The sequence below is a fragment of the Chitinophaga terrae (ex Kim and Jung 2007) genome (genome assembly GCF_900107795.1).
GTDB lineage: Bacteria > Bacteroidota > Bacteroidia > Chitinophagales > Chitinophagaceae > Chitinophaga > Chitinophaga terrae.
In genome coordinates, this window is sequence record NZ_FNRL01000013.1 from 105,139 (window position 1) to 131,264 (window position 26,126).

A 26,126-nucleotide genomic window follows, 5' to 3' on the forward strand; every position below is an offset into this window, starting at 1 on the left:
GGACAAAATGGTAAATATTGAAACGCTTATTTTTGCAGCATGCGTTTCTCCTACTTCCGGTTATCCGAGAATAATACTACTGCAAAGAAAGAGGTGTTGGCTGGTCTGACTACCTTTTCAACAATGGCTTATATCCTGGCTGTAAACCCGGGCATCCTGTCGCGAACCGGTATGGACTTTTCAGCGCTCATTACAGCTACCGCGCTGGCGGCGGCTATAGGAACGCTGGTAATGGCTTTCTATGCTAACCTGCCTATTGGCGTTGCTCCGGGTATGGGATTGAACGCATTCTTTGCCTATACCATCGTTTCATCGATGGGCTATAGCTGGCAGTTTGCGCTGACGGCTGTTTTCCTGGAAGGCGTCATATTTATTTTTCTCTCGTTGTTCCGGATACGGGAAGCGATTATCCTAAGTATCCCGCATAACCTGAAACATGCCATATCGGTGGGGATAGGGTTGTTGATCGCGCTGATAGGCATGGCCAATGCCGGGATCATAGAAACGGGCATGCATCATGTGGGAGACGGGAAACTGGATGGAGTGATCCTGAAAATGGGCAACATCACCAGCGCGGGCCCGTTGATCGCATTAACAGGCCTGGTTGTAAGCGGTGTACTGCTTTACAGGCAGGTGAATGCCGCTTTGCTGATTGGCATCCTGGCGGCTACGGTAGTGGGCATACCATTTGGTTTAACCCATCTGCCGGAAAACGGGCATCTTATGAGCCTCCCGCCCTCGATAGCGCCTATCGCCTTTAAACTGGAATTTGATAAGATCTTCTCTTTAGATATGCTGCTGATCCTGTTCACATTGCTGATGGTGAACCTGTTTGATACAGTGGGAACATTGATAGGGCTTTGCAATAAAGCAGGGTTGTTGGATGCGAACGGCCGGATACCAAGGGCCAAGCAGGCATTGATGGCAGATGCAGTAGGTACTACGGCAGCGGGATTGCTGGGAACAAGCGTGGTTACGGCTTATGTAGAAAGCGCCAGCGGAATTACAGCGGGAGGTAAAACCGGGTTAACGGCGCTCACAGTTGCGGTGATGTTCCTGTTGTCGTTATTCTTTGCCCCGATATTTGCCATGATCCCTGCAGCGGCTACTGCCCCGGCATTGATCATTGTTGGTATGTTGATGATGGGAGCGGTTACGAAAATAGATTTCCATGATGTTACGGAAGCCATCCCGGCATTCCTGGCCATTGTAATGATGCCATACAGCTACAGCATTGCGGAAGGCATTGTTTTCGGGATGTTGTCTTATGTGCTGCTGAAGGTATTGACAGGCCAGTATAAAACGATAAGCCCCATCATGTATGTGCTGTCAATATTATTCATTATCACCTTCCTGGTGAAATGATCATTCCTGTAAGGTAACGCCATCGCGGGTTACATTAAGCGTATGCATTGCGCCGCATTTCAGGGCGTAGTTGTTTTTCTGATGGCCGACAGGGAAATTAAAGCAGACAGGATAGCGGAATTTTTTTACTTTTTCCATCACCATATCGTATACTGTTCTGCCAAATTCCTCGCCCGGGTCGTCGGGTTTGATCTTGTTAAAACCGCCGATGATCAGTCCTGCCAGGTTGTCCAGCTTATGGGATCTTTGCAGGGTGCCGAGCAAACGGTCGAGGTTATAGAGATATTCTCCTGTTTCTTCCAGGAACAATATTTTCCCGTTGGTTTCAATTTCAGAATCCGTTCCCGACATTCCTTGTATAATAGAAAGGTTTCCGCCTGTCAGTATCCCACGCGCCTGGCCAAGCCTGTTGCGGCTGTCGGCAGGGGCGCTGTACTTCATCTTTTTTCCCGTAAGCGCCTGGTAGATAGACATGATAGTATCCTGCACTATTGGTTCCGCTTTGGAGAAGTCGTCAGGGAAACTGTTGCACATTTTCGAGTGCAGTGAACTGATCCCGAAATGCCGGCTGATATGGCAATGCAATACGGTGATATCGCTAAAGCCTATCACCCATTTGGGATGACTTTTGAAATGGGTGAAGTCAAGCTGGTCTATAATCCTGGCGGTTCCATAACCGCCCCTTGCGCACATGATGGCTTTGATCTTTTTGTCGTCCAGCATTTGCTGCAGGTCGGCCCTTCTTTCTTCATCGGTACCGCCAAAGGTAAAGTCGCGGGCGCCCACGGTTTTACCTATCCGTACACGAAAATTCCAGCTTTCGAGGATGCGTATGGCGGGCTGGATATCTTCCCTTTTAATATAACCGGCAGGACAGGTGATCCCGATAACATCGCCGGGTTGCAGGTAAGGCGGGTTGCTATGTTCCGGTTTATCCGCCGGAAATATGGATAAACCGGAACCTGTAAATGAGGAAAGGGTTGTTACGCCTACGCCGGTAGTCAGGAGCGTCGACAAAAAATGTTTTCGATTCATGTACTTAAAGTAAGTAATATTCTTTACATAATCAGTACGTGGCAACTTCACGAACCGACCAGTGAGCGATATACTTTTCGTCTTTAAGCTGGATGATGTCGATGATCTTCATGGAGAAACGGGAACCGGGTTTGTCTGCATTCATGAATGGAGCTGCCAGCGTGCCTTCAATGGTTTTAAAGGTGAACACCTTATCGCCTTCCGCGATCATATCATGGATGGTTAATTTCCTGTCGGGCAGGGCGGGATGCATAAGTTGCAGGATAAAATCGCGGGTCATCGTGCGGGTGTCCTGGTCTGTTGGCATGTTGTAGTTGATGAATGCCGGGTCTACCAACGATTCGAATGTTTCTTTGTTTCCTGCGATGAGGAAGTCTTCATTGAACTTTCTTACTACTGCTTTGTTCTTTTCAGTTTGTGATTCCATGGTCTTGAAATTTGAAAGCAAATTTACCAGCCATGGAAGCCAGCAAATAACGGTATCGGCTCAGATCATTACTTTATTGGATCTGTCTTGGTTCGGAGTGAGGCCGAAAAGCTGTTTATAAGATTTAATGAAGTGGGGAACATTGTTATAACCGCATTCATAGGCTATTTCGGCAACCTGTTTATTGGTTTGCTGAAGTAGTATCCGGGCGTGTTCCAGTCGTTGTTCGCTGATCCATCTGCCTGGCGCCTTATGGAATTGCTGGGTGAAGTCGCGTTTGAAGGAAGCCAGGCTCCTTCCTGAGAGCTTTGCTAATTCGGGTAATGACAAGGGTTGAAACAGGTGTTGTTTGATGATATAGCCGAGATCTGTTGGCTGCTGAAACGCGATCTGCTGGAAGAACGACAGTACCTGTTGCTGTTGGGGAGATGATAGCAGGAGCAGGTAAAGTTCATAGAGTTTCAGGTTCAGTACAGTGCCCAGTGCATCGAAATGTTGGGAAAAGTAGTGAAGATAATGTTCACGGAAGTTCTCCAAAGCCGGGGTAAGCGGGATATTTAAAAATTCTTCGTTGTTGTGGGGAACAGCTTTTGCGTAATTGAATTTAAGGAGGAATTTTTTCAGGTGTTCGTTAGAAAAGTAAATGAGCAGGCTTTGGAAGTTAAGTCCATCTTCCACAAAATCCGACATTACATAAAATCCTCTCTTCAATACCAGTACTGAACCTTCAGAGATCTTAACCGTGGTATTTTCGAAGTGCAGGAGTTTATGACCTTCTATTACAAAAATGAGGACGTTTTCTTCCAGGAAGAGGGTGCGTTTATGAGCCTTTGTTCTTTGTTTCAGTAAAGCAAAGTGTTGGTTTCCCACTTTCAATGCCTGGTGTCCGTCTATGTTACCGGGAAATTTCAGAAGCATACGTTAAAGTTAAAATATTGATGGCAATATTTTTGACATTTGTCTATCTAAAAATCATAACATGAAACAGTTGATATTAACCCTGGGTTTTTGTTTGTCAGTCTTTTTTTCACAGGCCCAGCAGACAGCCTGGTTAATTGTTCCTGGTAAATCTATCGGGCAGGTAAAATTAGGTTGGCCGAGGGATAGTTTATCTGTTTTAGGAAAGCCGGATGCGGGAGATGCAGCAATGATGAAGGCCTGGAATATCTGGTATGGAAGAAAAGGAGATAAGTCAGTAGATTCTGCCCATATCCTGGCTGTGTTTACAGCAATGCGGGAGGCGGATACCCAATATGTTAAGCAGATCAGGATCACTTCCCCGATGTTTAAGACGGAGAAGCATGTGGGAGCGGGAAGCTCTATTGCTGCGATTAAAAAAGCTTACCCGGGCCTGGTTTTATCAAAGATCTATGCCTCCGCAGATAAAAAGCGCAAAATTGCTGTGTATGAGGATAAGCAGAGCGGGATAGCGTTTGAAACGAAGAGTCCAAGGAGCAGGTCTGCTGCCTGTACAACGGTAGTGGTGTTTGAGCCGGGTGAATCGGCAGCCGCGGTGCTGGATTATCATATAGGGTTTGACGGGATGGAGCCGGTGAAGAAGTAGGATCTTGTTTTTTAAAAGTTGGTCTTTAATACCTGCTTCCAATGTTATAGTTAACACTGACTCCCCCTATCCCTGCGATATCCGGATTATACCGGTTGTTATTGAACAGCCAGCTAATTTTCAGGCCAACCGACCTGTGGTAAAGCTGCCATCTAACCCCGGTACTTAATGCAAGCCCGGATATATGTAGTTGGCCCGGGTCGGGCCTCTTCTTCATCAGGGTCTATATGTTCCGTGGGATGCGCTGAGTTATGAAAGCCCCAGCCCAAACCGGCGAAAAATCCAGCTTTGTCACGAGCCTTGCAGGTTGCTGCATTACCATAGTTCCAGCTTAACAGAACCGGGGCATTGAACATAAAGATACTGGTCGAATTACCGCCGGTGTTACTGTTGTAATTGTCGCCGATGTTCATCCCTGCTGCAATGCTTGTTTCCAGCGAAATTGCGGAATGCTGGCTGAATTGGAGGAAATTAAACCTGGGCGTATATATTACTGCGGCTCCCAGGTATTTTCGGGCAGTGAATATTCCTCCGCCAATGGAATGGGAAAATAAAGTTGATTGAGCTATAACAGCGGCAGGTAGCAATATAGCAGTACACAACAGGATTGTGTATTTCATGCGCATAGGTAATAAATAGATTATCTGTTTTACTTAAAACACAACCTGGTGTGTGGTTTTGATCACTGATATCACAAATATACTCTGGGTATGGCTTAGGTTGTCTAACTCGCCCAGTTTGTTCACATAAAATTCACGGTACTCGTCCATATCCCGGACCTGCACTTTTATCATGAAATCAAATTCGCCCGAGATATTCAAACATTCGGTCACTTCCGTGAAACTAAGGATTTCCTGGATGAATTTCTTACCATATTTCTTGCTATGTTCCTTGAGCGTGATGTAACATAATACGGTGAGGCTTTTATTGATCATCCTGGGGTCTACTATTGCTGCGTATTGTTTGATCACGCCTGCCTGCTCCATTTTCCGGATCCGCTCATACACGGGAGTGGTACTGAGATTTAATTGCGCTGCTATGTCGCGTATCGTCATTTTGCCGTCTATTTGCAGCAGCTTTAAAATGCCCATGTCTTTTTCATCGAGGTGCAGCGGGGCGGGTGTTTCAGTGGTATGTTTTGAGGACATGCTATTTTTTAGAACAAATATCTGTAAATAATCGAAAATGCAGTTTATTATTCTTTTGATTCATACTTTCTTAGTAGTTCTTTTAAGTCTTCCAGGGTGTTGATCTCATCAACGGGTTTGTCTTTACGCCACCGGTTGATGCGCGGGAACCGGAGGGCGACGCCGGACTTATGCCTGTTGGAGGCTGCAATACCTTCAAAGGCTATCTCAAAAACCAGTGTAGGCGTCACCGTTCTTACGGGGCCGAATTTTTCGATGGAATTTTGTTTAACCCACCTGTCCACTTCCGTGATCTCTTTGTCTGTCAGCCCCGAATAGGCCTTTGTAAAAGGGATTAGCTGGTCGCCGTTCTTTACGGCGAAGGTATAATCAGTATACAGGTTAGATCTTCTGCCGTGCCCTTTCTGGGCATAGATCATTACTGCATCAATGGTGAACGGGTCAATCTTCCATTTCCACCAATCGCCCCGTTTGCGGCCAACCTGGTAAGGCGCACTCAGTTTTTTCAACATCAGTCCTTCGCTGCCCTTGGAACGTGCTGTCAGCCGCTGTTCAATCAATTCTTCCCATGACTCAAACCCGATAACAGGCGAAAGCTTCAGTACCGGGTCATTTATCCTGGCAACCAATTCTTCCAGCTTCGCGCGTCTTTCTGCCAGCGCTTCTTCCCTGATATCACTTTCTTCATATTCCAGCAGGTCATAGCTGAGAAACACCACAGGCGCTTCCTGTAGTTGTTTTTTTGTGATGTTCTTTCTTCCTATCCTTGTTTGTAATGTTTGAAAAGGCAATGGACTTCCGTCCATAAAGGTGAGTATCTCGCCGTCTATTACCGTTCCATTTGGCAGCGCAGCCGTGAGTGACTGGAACTCGGGAAATTTTTCCGTGATCAGTTCTTCGCCCCGCGACCATACAAACAGCTGGTTTTCCCGTTTGATGATCTGCCCGCGGATACCATCCCATTTCCATTCTGCCTGCCAGTCTTTCTCGCTGCCCAGCGCCTGCGGCGTATCTTCCAGGGCATAGGCAAGGTAAAAAGGGTAGGGGCGCGAGGCATCCGCACCCGAAGTATGCAAATGCAGCAGGTCTTCTATCGTTACCTGGTAAGGGTTCCAATTGCCGCTTAACATATGCGAAAGCGTAGGCGCCGGTATCTGGTAGGTTTGCGCCAGGGCATTCACCATCATCTTCTGGGAAACGCCTATACGAAAACCTCCTGTTATCAGTTTATTGAAAACAAATCTTTCGTTCCTGTCCAGTGCGTCCCAGGTTTGCAGGATGAAATCATGCTTGACGGATTCATCGGCTTTTTCCAGTCGCATCAACTGTTCCAGCCAATAGTGAAGAGGAGCGGAGATGGGTTTGGTGCCGGGAGGAAGTAATAATGCAATGGTTTCTGCAAGATCGCCAACAGTATGATAACATTCATCAAATAACCATTCGGGCAGGTTTGCTACTTCTATACACCAATTCCTTAATTGCGTACTGTTAACAGTTCTCTTGGGCCTGCGTCCTGAAAACAGGGCCAGTACCCAGGTTTTATCTTTATCCGGGGCTGTTGCAAAGTACTGGCTTAAGGCTGCCAACTTTTCGTTGGTTTTGGTACTGTTGCTTAATAGCTTTACTAATTCTGAAAACTGTTGCACAATTTAAGATTCGGGATTAGCAATCATTTCTTCATCACCATATTCGGTATTAACAGCAAAGGCCTGGATGCCCGACTCTGTCAGATACCTGGCAAATGCGTTACTGAAGCCATGTGTAACATATACCTGTTCTGCTTTGGTTGCCTTAACCGCCTGCAAAAGCCCTTGCCAGTCGGCATGGTCCGACAATGCAAATCCTGCATCTGCATTGCGCCTGCGCATATTTCCCCTTACCTGCATCCATCCGCTGCAAACGCCCAGCGAATAAGGTTGCATCTTTCTCAGCCAAACATGATCTTCTGCTGAAGGAGGCGCAATGACCACCGCATTTTTAAAATCAGCTTTGGGGGTGTCGGGAGTGATCCGTTCTACCGGCGGCAGCGGATATCCCTCTTCCAGTAATGTAGCATGCGGTATGGCAATAGCGCCGTGTACCAGGAACCTGTCAACCTTGTCCTGCAACTGGTATAACAAGCGTTGTGCCTTTCCCAGGCTGTAAGCCAGTAGAACGCTTGCTTTTTCGTCTTGTTTGTTGTTGCTGATCCACTGAAATATTTTACTGAATATCTGCTCCTGCGGTTCCCATTGGTAGATGGGCAATCCAAAGGTTGATTCTGTTATGAAGGTATGACACTGCACAGGTTCAAAAGGAATTGATAACCCGTCATTTTCCAGTTTATAATCGCCGCTTACTACCCATATTTCTCCACGATATGTGACTTTGATCTGTGCTGCGCCTATCATATGCCCTGCGGGATGCAGGGATACTTCTACACCATTTATGAAAATTGGTTCATTGAATGCAACGCCCTGCACTTTTATATCATTCCCTAAACGAAGTTTCAGCAAGGGAACTGTAGCATGTTCACAGAGATAGGATTCGTTGCCCCACTTAGCATGGTCGGAGTGCGCATGTGTAATGATGGCTCTCTTAACAGGTTTCCAGGGGTCGATATAGAAATCGCCTGCTTCACAGTAGATGCCTTTATCTGTAAACTCCAGTAGTTTCATATAAATGAATTTACAAAAAAAAGGCCATCACTATCTGGTAGCGATGGCCTCACCTTTATATTTACTATCTTCTTATCTGTTCATCTTCACATCACTGCTATCTCCTTTCTGGATGATATAAATATTCTTATTCTCGAAGTAGGAAGGTATTTCATCCCCGTCTTTCACATACACTGGCTGAAAATCGTAGTTGGATATCACTTTTTGCGCATCCGCTACTTTGGCGTTGAAATAAACCCCGTTATTGTAAAGCAATTTCACGAAGTAAAAAGTATTTTCAAAGCCTTTGTATGCCATATCTGATGGTCGCGCTTTATATGTTCTCCTGAACACATCGTTTACATACCGGCTGTAAGCATCTGTTTTTTCGTTGAAGTAAGGAGTAGAGTAGTAAACCTGCAAGCCCTTGAATTCAGGATCTTTCAGCTTGAATACATCCCAGGTTGGCATACCAAATACCTGGATTGGATACGTGGCTGCAACGGTACCCAGTTTGCGGAGCAGGCTTTTGGCGCCTGCTTCATCCAGCGCGGTAACTACAAGAACATTGGTACGATCTGTTAGGAGTATTGCCGAAATTTCTTCCGGCGTGGTAGCGTCGCTCCATACCAGCTCCCTGATCCTGCTTTTCTTGCTGCTTTGCATCTTATCGTAAGAGGATTTGAAATCAGCGGCCAGCTTGGATTCAAACGCTGTGTTCCTGCGTAGCAGTACGATATTCTTATTGGCAAAGGCATTTTGCACATAATCCTGCAATGCTTCCAGGTGAGTTTTTAAGGTACTGTTGGAAAGGAACAGGAACGGGTTATCTGTTACGCCTGCGTCGTTGGGGAAAGTGGCTGAAACGAAGTTCACTTCCCTGTTTTTCGCGTAATCGCTCAGTTCCTTCATTTCAGGGTTGGTAACAGCCCCGATGATCAGGTCGGTATTGTCGAGCGCTTTACTACGCACCAGGTTACTTACACTTTGTTTGCCTTTACTATCGTAAACGGTTACTTTAAGATTGTAACCCAGTTGTTTTAAACTGTCGAATGCGATTTGTGCGCCTTCATAGAATTCAAGTCCTGGCAATACATATCTTGGCATGGTCCGGCCAGGAATTTCGGTGGAAGTCGCAAAAACTGAATCCAGGTACAAAGGAGCAAAGAAGGCGATATTATAGGAAGATTTCTTTACTTCTTTGGCAAAAGCAGGAACGTTGAAAGGAGCTTTTGCTACTGTTTTGGTTTCTTCCGGTTTTTTAGCCGGAGCAGGCTTACTTAAAGAAGGCGGAGGGCCGTCGACTTTACTGGCGCTTTTCCTGGTAGTGGAGCATGAGCTTACGATCACCAGGCAGGCCAGGGCAGCCATCAGTTGTTTGGTAGCAGCTATATAATTCATAATTGGCGCTAATTTACAAAAATCATTCCGCTTGTTTTCACGCAAAGGGGCAAAAGGGGGGCAAAGAGGCAAAGGATTTTTTTTAAGGAAAATAAGAAGCTAAGATTGATTGAAGCGAATATTAAGAAAGCAGAAGAGGCGAAGATTATGATAAAACACAATCTTCGCCTCTTCTGCCTTGTTATTTTTGCTATGATCTTCTTATTTTCTTAAAAATTCGCTTCGATCCAATCTTAGCTTCTTATTTTCTTATTCTCCTTAAAAAAAACCTTTGCCTCTTTGCCTCACTTTTGCGCCTTTGCGTGAAACTACTCCCACTCGATGGTGGCCGGCGGTTTGGAGCTAATGTCGTATACCACGCGGTTGATGCCTTTCACTTTATTGATAATGTCGTTAGACATTTTTGCCAGGAATTCGTAAGGCAGGTGCGCCCAGTCTGCCGTCATACCGTCAACAGAGGTAACAGCCCTCAGCGCAACGGTAAACTCGTAGGTTCGTTCATCTCCCATTACCCCAACACTTTGTACAGGAAGGAGAATGGTTCCGGCCTGCCATACTTTATCGTATAATTCGGCTTCGCGCAGTCCTTCGATATAGATAGCGTCGGCTTCCTGCAGCATCTGTACTTTTTCGGGAGTGATAGCGCCAAGGATACGGATAGCCAGTCCCGGACCCGGGAAAGGATGACGGCCCAGGAAGATCTCGCTGATGCCGATCTCGCGTCCTACGCGGCGAACTTCATCCTTGAAAAGGAAACGCAATGGTTCTACAAGTTGCATGTTCATTTTCTCAGGCAAGCCGCCTACGTTGTGGTGCGATTTGATGGTAACGGAAGGTCCGTTAACTGATACAGATTCAATTACATCAGGATAGATAGTACCCTGTCCGAGGAATGAAATATCTGTTAACTGCGTAGCTTCCTGCTGGAAAACTTCTATGAATAAACGACCAATGATCTTGCGTTTTTGTTCCGGGTCAGAAACGCCGGCCAGCTGACCGTAGAACAGGTCTTTTGCATCTACTCCTTTTACGTTCAGGCCCATATGTTTATAGGATTCCAGAACGGTATTGAATTCATCTTTTCTCAGCAAACCGTTATCTACAAATATGCAGAATAGGTTTTTGCCGATCGCTTTATGGATCAGTTCAGCAGCCACGGTAGAATCAACGCCGCCGCTTAAAGCCATCACCACTCTTTTATCGCCTACCTGAGCTTTGATCTTCTCAACTGTTTCCTGGACAAAAGCCGCTGGGGTCCAGTCCTGCTTGCAGTTGCAGATATGCAACAGGAAATTGCGGAGGATCAGTTTTCCTTCCAGGGAGTGTGTTACTTCCGGGTGGAACTGTAAACCGAACATAGGGTTCGGGGCGCCTTCGGTGCATTTGAAAGCGGCAACCGGGATATTTTCTGTAGTGGCGATCACTTCAAAATGAGGAGGGATACGTTTGATGGTATCTGAGTGACTCATCCACACCTGGCTTTTGGCAGAAATATCAAATAACAGCTTTTCCTCTCTGTCGGCGTGCAACATAAATGCCCGGCCATATTCACGGATATTGCTTTTTGCAACTTCTCCACCAAAATTTTTAGCCATCAGCTGGGCGCCGTAGCAGATACCTAAAACCGGCACTTTTTCAGCAATGGCGGCAATGTCGATATTTGGCGCCTGGGGATCGTTCACCGAGAAGGGACTACCTGATAAAATAACGCCTTTAATAGTTTCGTCCCACTGGATAGGCTGGAGACAAGGTTTAATTTCGCAATAAACGTTCAGTTCACGGATACTACGGGCAATCAATTGCGTATACTGGGAACCGAAATCGAGGATAAGAATCTTTTCTGTCATGGTGGTGCAAAGATATAGTCCTTCTTTCAATTTTCGGGTTTCGTAAATTCGAATTTCATAAAATTCTGATGTATCTTGAATTATAATCTAAACCCATGACAACAACCAAATTTTTCCTCAAACCGGGCATTGCTTTATTAGCCCTTCTCCAGATCGCCTCTTGTAATTTCGCCCAAAACCGTGTAAAAGGGAGTGGACATGTAGTAAAAGAAGACCGTCAGATATCGAATTTCCGCCAGCTGAAAGTAGAAGGCAGCATGGATGTGGAACTCGTACAGGCAGGTAATACCACGGCTAAAGTGGAGGCAGACGACAATATCGTGCCTTTGATCGAACTGGTTTCGGAAGGCGATAAACTGATAGTACGGATTAAAAAGGGCTATAATATTAATACCCATAATAATATGGTCGTTTACCTGACCACACCTGAACTCTATGAGGCTTCCCTGGCCGGTTCAGGGGATGTTGAATTAAAGGGAAAATTCACGTCGAAAGACGAGATCAAACTGAATTTATCAGGGTCCGGCGACCTCAAAGGCGGCGAGATTGATGCGCCTTCTGTAAAAGCCGGTATTGCCGGATCGGGTGACCTATCTGTGAAAGGCCAGACAAAAGAGGTGGAGCTGAGTATTGCCGGTAGTGGAAATTTCCGGGGCGACGAATTGCTGGCAGAAGATGTCAGCGTTAAAATTGCCGGCAGCGGAGATGCATCCGTTTATGCCAGCGTAAAACTGGAAGCAAAGATTGCGGGAAGCGGTAATGTGAACTATAAAGGATCTCCCCAGGTTACTACGAAAATTGCCGGCTCAGGCGAGGTCAGGAAGCGTTAATTCCCAATATTTACAAATTTTTAACAATTTCCCTATCATAATTCTAAGGGAAAGTAAGTTATTTAGAACATCAAAATAATTTAAAGTCCTTGTGCCCAGGTACAGCATTCGCAAATTTATGCCGGCTGATGCTGTACCTGGCTGGGGCACAAAAAAAGGCTCTTCATATTACGAACCCCAATTCTTATCAACATTTCACGTCAAATTATCATTAAATTACATAAATGATTGTTGTTTTTTTGTATGTTTACGGTTTGAATTGTTGAACTCCTATTCCTTTTATGAACGAAAGACCGAAGGTCCTGGTCGTATATTTTACGCAGACAGGACAATTGAAAAGGATAATTGATCATGTGCTGGCTCCGTTGGAAGGCAAAGCAGATATCACATTTGAACAGTTAGTACCAGTGACGCCATTCCCTTTTCCCTGGGGGAAACAGCAGTTTTATGATACCATGCCGGAAACAGTGAAAGGTATCCCCAGAGCGATCGAACCGATCAAAACGGATCCAAACCAGCATTTCGACCTGGTTATACTGGCTTATCAACCCTGGTTCCTTTCTCCTTCCCAGCCAACTGCCGCTTTCCTGCAAAGTGAAGCCGGTAAACGTTTGCTGAAAGGTAAAAAGGTAATTACCCTGCTGGGTAGCCGGAACATGTGGCTGAATGCACAGGAAAAAGTAAAACAATACCTTAGGGAGGCCGGTGCAAACCTGGTGGGGAATATTGTGTTGGTCGACAAATCTCCGAACCTGGTATCCCTGATCACTATCTTACGTTGGGCGTTCAAAGGAAAAAAAGAAGCAACCCGTTTCCTGCCGCAGGCTGGCGTACAGGAAAACGAAATATTAACCTCAAGCCGTTTTGCCGCGCCAATCGAGCGCGCGTTAACAAGCAACGAATGGGATCAGTTACATCCGCAGCTTTTATCGCTGAATGCTGTAGAGTTATTGCCTAACTTAGTTGTGCTGGAAAACAGGGGCATTAAGGCATTCCGCTTCTGGGCCAACTTTATCAGTGCAAAAGGCGGTCCCGGAGCTCCGTCCCGCCAGGGTCGTGTAAGCATGTACAGAGGCCTGCTGCTGGTAGGTATATTTGTTTTATCGCCCATTACACTTATCTCCTCGATTTTTCAACTGAACTTCAGGAGAGGCCAGCTAAACCAGGAAGTAGAATACTATAAGGGAATTACATTACGCTAGATAGCGCTAGCCGGCAAAATCCTGTCCTGTAGCAAACTGGAAGCGTATTTGCTGTAATTCCGTTTAGAATTTTATATTTACGTCCTATGTACAACTCATTCTAAACACAAATACATCACTGCGAACTGGCGCCTTACATGAGGCAGAGAGGTTCATTAAAGAAGAACAATATTCAAAATGAAGGAAGTTTATATTACCAGGCTGTCTAAATTTTTACCTAATCAGCCTGTTGAAAATGAGGAAATGGAAAGCATTCTCGGTATGGTTGATGGGAAACCTTCACGTGCGCGTTTAAAGATCCTGGGTAATAATAAGATCAAGACCCGTTATTACTCGCTGGATAAAGAAGGCAATTCTACCCATTCCAACGCTGAAATGACAGCCAACGCAGTAAGCCAGTTGTTTGACGAAAAATTTCCTATAGATAAACTGCAATTGCTCGCATGCGGTACTACCTCGCCTGACCAACTGCTGCCCAACCACGCAGCTATGGTACACGGTATTTTAAAATGCCAGCCGGTTGAGCTGATCGCCGCCACCGGGGCATGCGCCGCCGGCATGCAGGCTTTCAAATATGCCTGGATGTCTATCCGTTGCGGTAACACCTCTAACGCAGTGAGCACCGGTTCCGAAAAATTCTCTGCCTGGATGCTGGCCCGCAAATTCCAGCCGGAAGCAGAAAATTTAAAGAGCCTCGACGAAAACCCCATCATCGCATTCGAAAAAGACTTCCTCCGCTGGATGCTTTCAGACGGTGCAAGTGCAGCGCTGTTCCAGGATAAACCGAATGAAGACGGCTTGTCGCTGCGTGTAGACTGGGTAGAGATCCTCTCTTACGCCAACGAACTGGAAACCTGTATGTATGCAGGCGCCATCAAAAACCCTGATGGCACTACCAAAGGTTGGATCGATATGACGCCGGAGGAGTGGGGACAACACAGCGTATTCTCTTTCAAACAAGACACCCGTCTGCTGGGTAAAAACATAGTACCATCAGGTGCACAGATGTGGAAACAACTGGTAGAGCGTTATGGCATTGATCTCAATGAAATTGATTTCTTCCTGCCACACCTTTCTTCCGAATTCTTCCGCTTAAAGATCGATGAAGAGATCACCCGTATCGGCGTGCCTATTCCATTGGAGAAATGGTTCACCAACCTGGCTCACGTGGGCAATGTGGGTACCGCTTCACCGTACCTGATGCTGGAAGAACTGATGAATACAGGCCGCCTGAAAAAAGGTCAGAAGATCGTGATGATGGTGCCGGAAAGCGCCCGTTTCTCGTACGCTTATGCACATATTACAGTAGTGTAAAACACTCATCGTTTAAAAACTGCCGTCATGAAAAAAGAAGAAGTACCACAGGATGGTGATAACCTGCACCAGGGTACATTCAAACAGATTATGTACGCGGTGGATAACACCGGGAACTATGTGCCGGTGCAAAGCGCTGGCTGGGAACCAGAGAATATTGCACTGGGCCAGGCCTGGGAAGAAGTAAACGAAAAAGTAAAAGCAGCGCTGGCAAGAGTACGCGCAGGAGAAATAAGTCCTGTTGCCTACTACATGGAAAAGAACCTGATGGATCTGGCCCTGCTGGCAAGTTACGTCGGCAAATTTCAATGGCAGGTGAAAAGACATATGAAACCCGCCGTGTTTAAGAACCTTTCTCAAAAGATGTTGTCACGTTACGCCGCCGCATTTAAGGTAAGCGTAGCTGAACTAAAAGAACCAATTTAGAAAAGCAACGAATGAACTTCATTCGTTGCTTTTTCTCAAAGCATAATTATGAGTAATTCCTCTTTCCAGCACCACCAGACTGCCCATTGCGAGAGTGGCGTGATCTCCAATTTATTGGGACATTACGGGCTGCAGATCAGTGAACCAATGGCATTTGGTATAGGTGCAGGTATCTTCTTTGGTCACCTCCCGTTTGTAAAAGTGAACGGTGTTCCGGGTACTACCTACCGTATCTGGCCGGGAGCTATTTTTCAACGGGTCTGTAAACGACTGGGTATCAAAATGGAGATAGAAAGATTTTCATCTCCTGAAAAAGGAATGGAGGCGTTAGATAAGATCATAGGGGAAGGAGTGCCGGTAGGACTTCTTTCCAGCGTATACTATTTACCTTATTTTCCTCCTTCTTACCGTTTCCATTTTAATGCACATAATTTAGTGGTATATGGAAAGGAAGATGGACAATACCTGGTGAGCGACCCGGTGATGGAAACATTGACCACCATTGATCCGGAAAGCCTGGTGCAAGCCCGCTTCGCTAAAGGATTTCCGGCTCCCAAAGGAAAGATGTACTACCCGGTAGATGTACCAACCTCTGTTTCCTTCAAGCTGCCTATCAAAGCAGGGATAGAACAGGCATGTCATTACATGCTGAAAATACCCGTGCCGCTGTTTGGCGTAAAAGGGATCAGGTACCTCGCAAAAAAAGTAGCAAACTATGCTGAAAAACCAGGGGATCGTAAAGCAACCCTCTACCTGGGTAATATCATCCGTATGCAGGAAGAGATAGGCACAGGCGGGGCAGGCTTCAGGTTCCTGTATTCGGCATTTTTACAGGAAGCAGCGGAATATCTGAATAAACCGGAATTAAGTAAACTGGCAACTGAATTTACAGCAACAGGCGACCTGTGGCGGAATTTTGCTTTTTCGGCCGGCCGGGTTTGCAAAAGCAGATCAGCAGATGCTGTATCGTATAAAGAACTGAGCGAGATGCTGCAACAATGCGCTGCCTCAGAAGAAGTGTTTTTCAGGAAACTTGCACAGGTAAAGCTCTGATCTTCAAGCATAATTTTTGAATTAATCACAGCATCCCCAACAATATTACTATGTCCGGCATTGTTGTAAAAAATTTATGTAAGACCTATAAAGGGAGTATAGAACCTACACTGAAAGGATTGTCTTTTCAGTTTAGAGAAGGAGGCATTGCGGGTTTATTAGGTCCGAACGGCGCCGGAAAAACTACTACCATTTCTATTTTATGCGGTATTACCAGGGCCGACAGCGGGTCTGTTACCATTTTTGGTACGCCGCAGGATGCCGCCCACCGCGAAGCCATCAAACATATTATCGGGATAGTGCCGCAACAGATCGCTTTATACCCGCAGTTATCTGCCGTTCAGAACCTGACCTATTTCGGAAACCTCTACGGTTTTAAAGGGAAAGCGCTGCAGGAAAAAATAATGTATTACCTGGAGCTGTTCGGGCTGGCGCATAGCGCAGATAAGGAAATATATAAATACAGCGGCGGGATGAAACGGCGTGCAAATATCATTGCCGCCATTTTGCATGATCCCAGATTGCTGATCCTCGACGAGCCAACAGCGGGAGTGGATGTGCAATCGCGCAACCTCATCCTGCAGTTCCTGAAAGACTACAATGCGCGGGGAGCAAGTATCCTGTATACTTCCCACCTGCTGGAAGAAGCGCAATCGATCTGCGAAGAAATTGCAATCGTAGATAACGGGAAGATGATCGTACACGGCAACCCGAACGAACTGATTTTAAAACATTCACAGTGCAGCAATCTGGAAGATGTTTTCCTGCATTATACAGGAGAAGCACTTAGAGACTAACGGCTATGTTAAGATTACTGGCAACAATACGTAAAGAATGGCAACTGCTGTTGAGGGACAAGACAGGGATTATTTTGCTGTTCATCATGCCCGTAGTACTGATCACTGTAATGGCGCTGATCCAGGATGCGCCGTTCCGCGATTACCAGGATATTAAATTTGATCTGCTGACGGTAGATAACGACCATGGCAAATTAGGAAGATATGTAAAGGAAGGCCTCTCCAAAAGCGGGCAGTTTAATATCATCGATTCGCTCGACGGGCAGCCGTTAACAGCCGGGCAGGCCCGCGACCTGGTGAACAGCGGGAAATACAAGATCAGCATCATTGTACCGCAGGGCGCTACGGCTGAAATTGTCAGCAACGCCAATAAGATAGTGAACGATATTACGAAGAGAATGGGCGTGCCAGGTTCATTGCCTGTAAAGCAGCGCACCGATTCTGTTAATGTAACGATCTACTTTGATCCGGCCGCCAAAAAAGCCTTCAAAGGGGCTATTCACCAGGCCGTAGATAATTTCCTGACGCAGGTAGAAACAGACCTGCTGCTGGACCGGATCAAACAGCAGCTGAGAAGAAAAGACAGCACACAGGTAGCAACTTCCGATAGTTTTTCTATCCGCCTGCAGGCGGTAGGGCTCAAGGAGTTGAGCACAGGCGCAGGCAAACAGCTGGATATCATTTCCAATTCTGTACAACATAACGTACCTGCCTGGAGCATTTTTGCGATGTTCTTCATTGTTATCCCCATCGCGGGGAATATGATCAGGGAGCGGGAAGACGGAAGTTTGCTGAGAATGAAACTGATACCCGGTGCGTACCTGGATATACTTGGAGGCAAGATGCTGTTCTTTGTAGGAGTGTGCGTATTGCAGTTTTATTTGATGATGCTGGTAGGAATTTACCTGATGCCGTTGCTCGATCTGCCCAGGCTGGTGATGGGCTACCACCAGGGCGCAACGCTGGTTGTGGCAATAGGGATAGGATTGGCCGCTACTTCTTATGGAGTACTGATTGGCACAGTTTTTAAAACACCCAACCAGGCGCTTAATTTCGGCGCTATTTCCATCGTGATCTTTTCGGCTATCGGGGGCATATGGATACCGCTGGAAGTAATGCCGGAGAAGATGCAGGTGGTAGGCCACCTGTCGGCCCTCAGCTGGGGCCTGGATGCCATCAACGACATTTACCTGCGGAACGGAGATATTGCCATGGTATGGAAGAAAGTGTTGATGCTGGTAGGCGTAAGTGTTGTAATGCTGGCAGTTGCAGGGTATATTGAAAAAAGAAGATTGAACTGATAAATATTTTCAAAACAAGGGTAAAACCGTATTTTTACCACCCACAAGGACATTCGCCGGTTGCGAAGCACAGGCGATAAACCTACAACATCATTATGGAAGATTTAAAAACAAAACTGAAAGAACAAATCATCGAAGCGCTTAACCTTCAGGACACCAAGCCGGAAGATATTGACGACAACGCGCCCCTGTTTGGTGAAGGATTGGGCCTCGACAGTATCGACTCCCTTGAATTGATGGTATTGCTGGAAAGACAATATCACATCAAAGTAGAAGATCCGAGGGAAGGACGCAAGATCCTGCAATCTGTTCAGTCTATGGCCGATTTTATCCAGTCAAAACAGCCAGCATAAGTTTAAGCGAAGTTCATGGCGGAAAGAGTGTTTATAACAGGCGTAGGGATGATCACCGCCATTGGTGATAATGTTACCGAAAATTTGCAGCAACTTTTAGCGCAGCAAAGCGGCTTGGGGTATACCCGTTATATCGATACTATTTACAAAGATGTATTGCCGGTAGGAGAGGTAAAACACGCGAACGAGTCGTTGTTTCAGCTGGCTGGGCTTCCGCCGCAGGAAGGGCTGACCCGTACTACCCTGTTAGGACTCATTGCCATGCGCGAAGCGTTGGAAGATGCAGGGATCAGCGAATTGAACTCTGTGCCCGCAGGCTTTATCAATGCCAGTACGGTAGGGGGAATGTGCGATACCGAACGGGTATATTTTGATATCATTGACCCCGGAAAAGAAGGATCATTTCTTCAATACATAGATACGCTCGACTGTGCCGACTGTACGCAACGTATAGCCGATATAGTTGGATTCAGCGATCATATTGCCACAATCAGTACAGCCTGTTCATCATCAGCTAATGCGCTGATGTTTGGAGCGCGCATGATCAAGCAGGGCTTGTATTCCCGCATGGTTTGCGGAGGAACGGAAGCGCTGACCCGTTTTACGCTGAACGGGTTCAATTCGCTGAAGAATGTGGATAAACAGTTCTGCCGGCCATTCGATCAGCAGAGAACAGGTCTGAACCTGGGAGAGGGCGCCGCTTACCTGGTGCTGGAATCCGAATCTTTTGCAAAAGCCAATAACAGCCGGATACTGGGAGAACTTTCCGGTTACTGCAATACTAATGAGGCATTTCATCCTACATCTCCATCCCCGGATGGCGACGGCGCTTTCGACGCTATGCGCAAGGCGATGGAAATGAGCGGTATTGCACGGGAAGATGTTTCCTACATCAATGTGCATGGTACGGCTACGCTGAATAATGATATTTCCGAAGGCAAAGCGTTGGAAAGATTGTTTGGAACAGATGTTCCGCCATTCAGTTCCACGAAGCCGTTCACTGGTCATACGCTGGCCGCTGCCGGCGCTATTGAAGCGATCTACGCTTTGCTGGCCATCAGGGAAGGGCTTATCTACCCTAATCTCAATTTCTCCGAAAAGATGGAGGAGTTGCAGATCACCCCGGTAACAACCCTGATGCAGGGAGTTGCCATCAATCATGTTATTTCAAATTCTTTTGGCTTTGGGGGGAATAATGCCTCTCTTGTGATCAGCAAATATGAAGGGTAAGTGTTACATACAAGGAATGGCAGCTATTTCGCCGCAGCCAACGTTTGAAGAGAATTGTTTTTCTTCCCCTATCTCGTTTTCTACTACCAACCTGCTTCCCTGCCTGGAACCTGATTACAAACCTTTCATTCCGGCCAACAGCCTGCGCAGGATGTCACGCGTCCTGAAAATGGGACTGGCGGCGTCGTTGAAGTGTATTGCCGATAGCGGGATCAAGGTTTCAGGACCTATCGTTACAGGCACAGGTAAAGGAAGTTTGCAGGATACTGAAAAGTTCCTGAAAGAAATAGTTACTTACAAGGAAACAGCATTAAATCCAACTCCGTTCATCCAGTCGACCTATAACTCCGTAAACGGCCTGATCGCCCTGCAACAGAAGTGTACTGCTTACAACAACACTTTTGTGCATCGCGGGTTCTCGTTTGAAAATGCGTTGCTGGACAGCATGATGTTGTTACAGGAAGGCGAAGATCATGTGCTGACAGGCGCTTTCGAAGAGATCACCCGGGAGCATTTCTACATTAAAAGCAGGATCGGGTTCTGGAAAGAAGAGCAGATCGATAGCCGCGAGCTGCTTTCCCATCATTCTCCGGGCTCTGTCGCCGGGGAAGGCGCTGCTTTCTTTATGCTGACGAACCAGCCTACAGAAAAAAGCTATGCATCCATAACAGGGTTAAAGCTCTTATATAAGCCTGCAACAGAGAAATTATTGTCGGCCCTCCAAACGTTTGCACCAGCTGTCGACGCTGTGATCACAGGCAGAAATGGGGATAGCAGGTTTGATCATTTTTATGATACCGTGGAAAAATATTTTGGAAACACGCCACAGATCCCGTTTAAACAGCTATGTGGCGAATATGATACTGCCAGTGCATTTGGTATGTGGTTAGGGGCGCATTTGCTTCGTGCGCAGGAGTTGCCGCAGGCATGGATCGGGCAGCCGATAGCCAAGCCTGTTAACAGGCTGCTTTTATATAATCATTTTTATGGAGAACAGCATGTGTTGATCATGCTGGAGAGGGTGTAGGATGATGCTTTCCTAACGTAATTAAAAGAGCCGCCAGGTTCTTACAACACCCTATACACCGGGTACCTCATATACTCCGGCTCCGCATATGGAGAATTCAAGAAAATAAACTCCAACTGCGCACTTCCGCTTTTTGCAAATGCTGAATCAGCAGCTTTCTTCTGCTCCAGCCGTTGTTTTACTTCCGGATGGTGAGACAACCATTCTGCCCCGGTATCTTCAAACACATAAGGGCTGTAGCCTTCTTTCTGGCCTAATATGGTGTCAAAGAAATTCCAGGCGAAGTAAGAGTCAGGAGCCGTAGGTTCAAGTACTTCCATGAGGTAGCGGTTAGCCGTTTGGTTCATGGGGATGTAGATATCTCCTTTCCTGAAACGGATGCTGTCTTTACTGCTGCTTACCTTTACGTTGGTATGCAGGTAATGTTTTTCGAAAGGTTTATTGTAAGACTGATACTCCGTGATCTTGTATACTTCTACTTCGATCGTAGTGTCTTTTTTCAGGGTAACATATTGTACCTGGTTGTTCTTTAAACGATCAATAACTGCCCACCAGCCTTGAGGTATGATATAGGCAGCAGGTTTTTTTACGAAGTTTTCGGCGGTGTAGGTATTCAGGAATTTTACTTTTTTCACATAAGGGGCCGAGCGGTCGTAATACAGGCGGGGTTGCCCTGATATGGCGCTGGGTTTATACCCGGCGGTATATCCCCTGAAAACGATGGAATCATGTACTGATCTATCCACGTTCCAGGAAAGGGGGAAACGTTCCTGGGTGCAGACAGCCTGTTTTGCCGCTTCTCTCAGGCGCTTAATTTCTTCGCTGTGTTCGGAAGTGAATTTTATAAAACATTCCATCAGCGCATAGGTAGCTTTCACCCGTTGAGGGTAGGGTTTAAGCATATGAGTTTCAGGAACGAAGCCGAAGGTATGGAAGAGGGTAGTGTACCCGGAGGAGTAACGGGGACCATCGGCAAACTCTGTCCAGCCGCTGTCGGGTGTAGAACCAAAATGATTTACATAGGGGACGAGGTCGTACCCTTTGGTTTTCATGAGGTTATAAAGCCCTGGTTCGAAGGTTTTATGAAGAAAATCGCCCATGGGGCCGCCCAGTTTGTTATGCTGAGTAGCTAATAGAGTCATAATATGTTGATAGTCAGCTCCATTGCTTACATGGTTGTCGATAAAGACGTCCGGATCGGTGAGGTGGTATATTTGCTGGAATGCCAGGGCGTTCCTGGAATCGGCCTTAATGAAATCGCGGTTCAGGTCCAGGTTTTGTGCGTTTCCCCTGGAGCCGAAGGCATCGGGTCCGTTTTGGTCTACGCGGTAATAGGGAGAGCGATTGAGTGCGCCGCCGATGTTGTAGACAGGGATCAGGGCCAGGATGATATTATCGGGTAATGTAATGCGTTTCAGGGCCAGGTCGCGGATCAGCATCATGCTGGCGTCTATGCCATCCGGTTCGCCGGGGTGGATGCCGTTGTTGATAAGGATAATGCGTTTGTTTTGCGCCCTTAATTGCTGGTAATTGAAGTTCCGGGAGGGGGAATAGGTGACCAGGTGCAGGGGGAAGCCGGCGTCGGTATTTCCTATGGTTTGGAGATGGATCTGTGGGAAGCGTTTGGCGAGCATTTGGTAGTAGGCTATCACTTCCTGGTAGGTAGCGGTTTGTTCGCCATTGGTTTTCTCGTAGCGGGTAGTCAGATCTTGGGCTGTTGCAAGCAGGGGGAACAGCACTGCCAGGAGCAGGCAAAGTTTTCTCATTTTCACAAAAAGTTGATAGAAAAACAAAAAGCCCTTCCTGCCTAAGGAAGAGCTGTAAATATTGTTACTGAAGCAATTAAGCCAGAGAAGCGATTCTCTTAGCCAGCTTGCTTTTCAGATTAGCTGCTTTGTTTTTGTGAATAACGTTACGTTTAGCCAGTTTGTCGATCATGGATTCTACCTCAGCTAAATCCTTCTGCGCTGTTGCCTTATCAGTTACGGCTTTCAGGTCACGGATGGCGTTACGGGTGGTTTTACCGTAGTAACGGTTACGCTCATTACGTTTTCTGCTTTGACGTACGTCTTTTTTCGTTGCTTTATGGTTTGCCATTTTTCAAATTTCAAGTTTCGGACGGCAAAGGTAAAGATATTCCTTTTACAAAACAAACTTAATGTAAGTTTTCCGTCGAACTGCAAATATAAGCTCCTTTTATCACAGATAATTGGTTGATTTTTTTCTGATTTTTTCGATCCTACGTATTGAAAAACGAGCGATATTTGCAATCCCATATATTAATATATATAGGAACACTGAAGAAAAGTATTTGAACTGAAGATCAGCAAAACTCGTTGTAAATGAAGGACTTCTCATTCGTCACCAACTCACATCCTGCTTACATTGAATCGTTATACCAGGATTTCCGCAAAGATCCCAATTCTGTGGACCCGGATTGGGTAAAATTTTTTGAAGGATTTGACTTTGCAGTTTCCAATGTAAATGGCAAGGCCGGCGGGCCTCCAGCAGGCGGCAGCACCTCTCTGCCAGTGAGCGACGACCAGTTGGCGAAAGAACTGGGCGTATACCGCCTAATACAGGCGTATCGCAAAAAGGGCCATTTAGTCGCAAAAACCAATCCTATCCGTGAAAGAAAAGACCGAAAGGCAAATCTTGACCTCGGCAGTTATGGTTTGAATGATGCTGATCTCAAAACTGAATTTTATGCTGGTACTGCAATCGGTTTAGGAAAATCCACTTTGGAAAACATCGTGGCTCACCTGAAAAAGATCTACACCGGTTCTGTAGGTATCCAATACACTTATATCAACTCCCGCGATAAAGCTAAATGGCTGGAAAGAGAATTCGAAAAGATCATGACAGAACCCCTGTCATTGGATCAACGCCGCCGGATCCTGCTGAAACTTAACCAGGGCGTTATTTTCGAAAAGTTCTTACACACAAAATATATCGGGCAAAAACGTTTCGGCCTCGAAGGTGGAGAATCCACTATCCCGGCTTTAGACGCGATGCTCACTGTAGCCGCAGATTACGGCGTACAGGAATCAGTGATCGGTATGGCTCACCGCGGCCGTCTGAACGTGCTTGCCAATATCCTGGGTAAAACCTACGAGCAGATCTTCAACGAATTTGAAGGCCTTGCCGTACCGGATATGACGATGGGAAGCGGCGACGTAAAATATCACCTTGGTTTCCGTTCGCAGGTCACTACTCCGAATGGTAAAGTGATTAACCTGCAGCTGATGCCTAACCCTTCTCACCTGGAAGTAGTGGATCCTATCGTGGTAGGTTTCGCCCGCAGTAAAGCAGATGTGATCTATGACAGCGACTACGATAAGATCCTGCCTATCCTGATCCACGGTGATGCCGCTGTTGCCGGCCAGGGTATCGTATACGAAGTTGAACAAATGAGCAAACTGAAAGGCTACTACGTAGGTGGTACCATTCACTTTGTGATCAATAACCAGATTGGTTTTACTACCGATTTTGACGACGCAAGATCTTCTGACTACTGCACCAGCGTAGCTTCTATCGTACAGGCGCCTGCATTCCACGTAAACGGGGACGATGCAGAGGCTGTAGTAAAAGTAGCGCAACTGGCTGCACGTTACCGCCAAGAGTTCAATGAAGATGTGTTTATCGATATGGTTTGCTACCGCAAACACGGACATAACGAAGGGGATGAACCTAAGTTCACCCAGCCTAGCCTGTATGCCCTGATCGAGAAACATGCAAATCCACGCGAAGTATATACCCAGTTCCTGCTGAACAACGGCGAACAGGATGCACAGGCGCTGGCTAAGGAAATGGAGAAAGTGTTCTGGGATGAACTGCAGGCGCGTTTGGATGAAGTAAAACAAAAGCCGCTTCCTTATTCCAACCAGAAACCGGAAGAATGGTGGCAGGCATTACGCAAGGCTACGCCGCAGGATTTTGAATCCTCCCCCGTTACCGCTATCAAGGAAGAAGACTTCAAACGCCTGTTCGATGCCCTGATGAAATGGCCTGAAAACTTCGTTCCGCTGCGTAAAGTGAGCAAGCTGCTGCAAGACAAGGTTAAATTATACCAGGAAGAAGGGAAAGTAGATTGGGCTACCGGCGAACTGCTGGCTTACGCCAGTTTGCTGATCGAAGGAAAGGATGTAAGAATGAGTGGAGAAGACGTTAAACGCGGAACTTTCTCTCACCGTCATGCTGTGCTGTTCGACGAGAATACCAACGAAACATATAACCGCCTGGGCGATTTGCAGGAAAAACAAGGTAAATTCAGGATATATAACTCACTGCTGAGCGAATACGGCGTACTGGGCTTTGAATATGGCTATGCAATGGCTAACCCGAATAGCCTGGTGCTTTGGGAAGCGCAATACGGCGACTTCGTGAACGGCGCTCAAACAGTGATCGATCAGTATGTGACAAGTGCAGAACAGAAGTGGACCACTCAGAACGGCCTGGTTATGTTATTGCCGCACGGTTATGAAGGAGGAGGACCAGACCACTCCAACGCCCGTCCGGAACGCTTCCTGCAACAGTGTGCTGAAGAGAATATGGTTATCACCAATATCACTACCGCCGCTAACTTCTTCCATGCTTTGCGCCGCCAGCTTACCTGGCCTTTCCGCAAACCATTGATCAACTTCTCTCCTAAAGCTAACCTGCGCCATGCCGGAGCTTATTCTTCCATGGCAGAATTTACACAGGGCGGATTCAAGGAGGTGTTGGATGATCCATTCATTGAAGATGCCAGCTTAGTGAAGAAAGTATTGCTCTGTACAGGTAAAATGTATTTTGACCTGAGCGATAAACAGGTAAAAGATGATCGTAAAGATGTTGCGATTGTAAGACTGGAACAGCTTTATCCACTGCCTGTTAAACAACTGGAAGCGATTGCGCAGAAATATAAAGGCGCTACCTTCTTCTGGGTACAGGAAGAGCCATTGAACATGGGAGCTGCGTCTTACCTGCAAATGAACCTGAAACAGATCAACTACGGTGTTATCAGCCGCAATCCAAGCGCTTCTACTGCTACAGGCTACGCCAAAGTGCATGCCCGCGAGCAGCAACAGATCATTGATACGGCATTTAACATCTAAAAAAATTGAAACTATAAACAGAAATAACCAGGTTTTATGTGTATGCTAAAAGCTGGTATCACCATCAACTGATT

The 26,126-nt window shown here is 46.4% G+C and carries 24 protein-coding genes; 13 read left to right on the forward strand and 11 right to left on the reverse strand.

Going from position 1 to position 26,126, the window contains the following annotated elements:
* Positions 1-39 precede the first annotated feature (39 nt).
* Positions 40-1,365: an NCS2 family permease gene (locus tag BLV62_RS15330; protein ID WP_089762842.1), complete on the forward strand. Its 1,326-nt coding sequence runs from the start codon at positions 40-42 to the stop codon at positions 1,363-1,365.
* Here BLV62_RS15330 and BLV62_RS15335 read toward each other — a convergent pair whose 3' ends face one another.
* From BLV62_RS15335 to BLV62_RS15345, 3 genes are read right to left on the reverse strand one after another with little or no spacing between them, the layout of a single operon-like run.
* Entirely contained in the window at positions 1,366-2,400 is a 1,035-nt protein-coding gene (locus BLV62_RS15335; RefSeq protein ID WP_089762843.1) for a S66 peptidase family protein, read from the reverse strand.
* A gap of 31 nt (positions 2,401-2,431) precedes the next feature.
* The gene (locus tag BLV62_RS15340; protein WP_089762844.1) at positions 2,432-2,827 is read right to left on the reverse strand and encodes an ester cyclase; all 396 of its coding nucleotides are present in this window, start codon (positions 2,825-2,827) and stop codon (positions 2,432-2,434) included.
* A gap of 60 nt (positions 2,828-2,887) precedes the next feature.
* The gene (locus BLV62_RS15345; protein WP_089762845.1) at positions 2,888-3,745 is read right to left on the reverse strand and encodes a helix-turn-helix domain-containing protein; all 858 of its coding nucleotides are present in this window, start codon (positions 3,743-3,745) and stop codon (positions 2,888-2,890) included.
* A gap of 61 nt (positions 3,746-3,806) precedes the next feature.
* Here BLV62_RS15345 and BLV62_RS15350 point away from each other — a divergent pair, with 61 nt between their 5' ends.
* Positions 3,807-4,391: a hypothetical protein gene (locus BLV62_RS15350; RefSeq protein ID WP_089762846.1), complete on the forward strand. Its 585-nt coding sequence runs from the start codon at positions 3,807-3,809 to the stop codon at positions 4,389-4,391.
* A gap of 152 nt (positions 4,392-4,543) precedes the next feature.
* Here BLV62_RS15350 and BLV62_RS15355 read toward each other — a convergent pair whose 3' ends face one another.
* From BLV62_RS15355 to guaA, 6 genes are all read right to left on the reverse strand, one after another.
* The gene (locus BLV62_RS15355) at positions 4,544-5,011 is read right to left on the reverse strand and encodes a hypothetical protein (protein ID WP_139170187.1); all 468 of its coding nucleotides are present in this window, start codon (positions 5,009-5,011) and stop codon (positions 4,544-4,546) included.
* Positions 5,012-5,044: 33 nt separating this feature from the next.
* On the reverse strand, positions 5,045-5,539 hold the full coding sequence (locus tag BLV62_RS15360; RefSeq protein WP_089762848.1) for an Lrp/AsnC family transcriptional regulator: 495 nt from the start codon (positions 5,537-5,539) through the stop codon (positions 5,045-5,047).
* 47 nt (positions 5,540-5,586) lie between these two features.
* Positions 5,587-7,185 (reverse strand): ATP-dependent DNA ligase, encoded by a 1,599-nt coding sequence (locus tag BLV62_RS15365; protein WP_089762849.1) that lies wholly within the window; start codon positions 7,183-7,185, stop codon positions 5,587-5,589.
* Between the two features lie 3 nt (positions 7,186-7,188).
* On the reverse strand, positions 7,189-8,196 hold the full coding sequence (locus BLV62_RS15370) for a ligase-associated DNA damage response exonuclease (RefSeq protein ID WP_089762850.1): 1,008 nt from the start codon (positions 8,194-8,196) through the stop codon (positions 7,189-7,191).
* A 72-nt stretch (positions 8,197-8,268) separates the two neighbouring features.
* On the reverse strand, positions 8,269-9,576 hold the full coding sequence (locus tag BLV62_RS15375; protein WP_089762851.1) for an ABC transporter substrate-binding protein: 1,308 nt from the start codon (positions 9,574-9,576) through the stop codon (positions 8,269-8,271).
* 308 nt (positions 9,577-9,884) lie between these two features.
* Positions 9,885-11,423 (reverse strand): glutamine-hydrolyzing GMP synthase, encoded by a 1,539-nt coding sequence (guaA, locus tag BLV62_RS15380; RefSeq protein WP_089762852.1) that lies wholly within the window; start codon positions 11,421-11,423, stop codon positions 9,885-9,887.
* Positions 11,424-11,518: 95 nt separating this feature from the next.
* Between guaA and BLV62_RS15385 the strand changes: the two genes are divergently transcribed.
* The 10 genes from BLV62_RS15385 (at position 11,519) to BLV62_RS15430 (ending at position 20,956) form a co-directional block, all read left to right on the forward strand.
* Entirely contained in the window at positions 11,519-12,253 is a 735-nt protein-coding gene (locus BLV62_RS15385) for a head GIN domain-containing protein (protein WP_089762853.1), read from the forward strand.
* A 281-nt stretch (positions 12,254-12,534) separates the two neighbouring features.
* Entirely contained in the window at positions 12,535-13,455 is a 921-nt protein-coding gene (locus BLV62_RS15390; RefSeq protein WP_089762854.1) for a hypothetical protein, read from the forward strand.
* Between the two features lie 177 nt (positions 13,456-13,632).
* On the forward strand, positions 13,633-14,769 hold the full coding sequence (locus tag BLV62_RS15395) for a dialkylresorcinol biosynthesis protein DarB (RefSeq protein WP_089762855.1): 1,137 nt from the start codon (positions 13,633-13,635) through the stop codon (positions 14,767-14,769).
* Between the two features lie 27 nt (positions 14,770-14,796).
* Positions 14,797-15,195 (forward strand): flexirubin biosynthesis protein DarG, encoded by a 399-nt coding sequence (locus BLV62_RS15400; RefSeq protein WP_089762856.1) that lies wholly within the window; start codon positions 14,797-14,799, stop codon positions 15,193-15,195.
* 48 nt (positions 15,196-15,243) lie between these two features.
* Positions 15,244-16,248 (forward strand): BtrH-related acyltransferase DarH, encoded by a 1,005-nt coding sequence (locus BLV62_RS15405; RefSeq protein WP_089762857.1) that lies wholly within the window; start codon positions 15,244-15,246, stop codon positions 16,246-16,248.
* A 50-nt stretch (positions 16,249-16,298) separates the two neighbouring features.
* Positions 16,299-17,045 (forward strand): ABC transporter ATP-binding protein, encoded by a 747-nt coding sequence (locus tag BLV62_RS15410; RefSeq protein WP_168927956.1) that lies wholly within the window; start codon positions 16,299-16,301, stop codon positions 17,043-17,045.
* Positions 17,046-17,050: 5 nt separating this feature from the next.
* A complete protein-coding gene (locus BLV62_RS15415; RefSeq protein WP_089762858.1) occupies positions 17,051-18,346 on the forward strand; it encodes an ABC transporter permease in 1,296 nt (431 codons plus the stop codon).
* Positions 18,347-18,441: 95 nt separating this feature from the next.
* The gene (locus tag BLV62_RS15420) at positions 18,442-18,699 is read left to right on the forward strand and encodes a phosphopantetheine-binding protein (protein ID WP_089762859.1); all 258 of its coding nucleotides are present in this window, start codon (positions 18,442-18,444) and stop codon (positions 18,697-18,699) included.
* Between the two features lie 15 nt (positions 18,700-18,714).
* The gene (locus BLV62_RS15425; RefSeq protein ID WP_089762860.1) at positions 18,715-19,929 is read left to right on the forward strand and encodes a beta-ketoacyl-[acyl-carrier-protein] synthase family protein; all 1,215 of its coding nucleotides are present in this window, start codon (positions 18,715-18,717) and stop codon (positions 19,927-19,929) included.
* 16 nt (positions 19,930-19,945) lie between these two features.
* A complete protein-coding gene (locus BLV62_RS15430) occupies positions 19,946-20,956 on the forward strand; it encodes a beta-ketoacyl synthase chain length factor (RefSeq protein WP_168927957.1) in 1,011 nt (336 codons plus the stop codon).
* Between the two features lie 41 nt (positions 20,957-20,997).
* On the opposite strand, the gene BLV62_RS15435 is transcribed toward BLV62_RS15430, so the two are convergent.
* Both BLV62_RS15435 and rpsT read right to left on the reverse strand, forming a co-directional pair.
* Positions 20,998-22,722 carry a M14 family metallopeptidase gene (locus tag BLV62_RS15435; protein ID WP_089762862.1) on the reverse strand — a complete coding sequence of 575 codons (1,725 nt, stop codon included), beginning with the start codon at positions 22,720-22,722 and terminating at the stop codon, positions 20,998-21,000.
* Between the two features lie 76 nt (positions 22,723-22,798).
* The gene (rpsT, locus tag BLV62_RS15440; protein WP_089762863.1) at positions 22,799-23,053 is read right to left on the reverse strand and encodes a 30S ribosomal protein S20; all 255 of its coding nucleotides are present in this window, start codon (positions 23,051-23,053) and stop codon (positions 22,799-22,801) included.
* 245 nt (positions 23,054-23,298) lie between these two features.
* On the opposite strand from rpsT, the gene BLV62_RS15445 reads away from it, so the two are divergent.
* A complete protein-coding gene (locus BLV62_RS15445) occupies positions 23,299-26,052 on the forward strand; it encodes a 2-oxoglutarate dehydrogenase E1 component (protein ID WP_089762864.1) in 2,754 nt (917 codons plus the stop codon).
* Positions 26,053-26,126 lie beyond the last annotated feature (74 nt).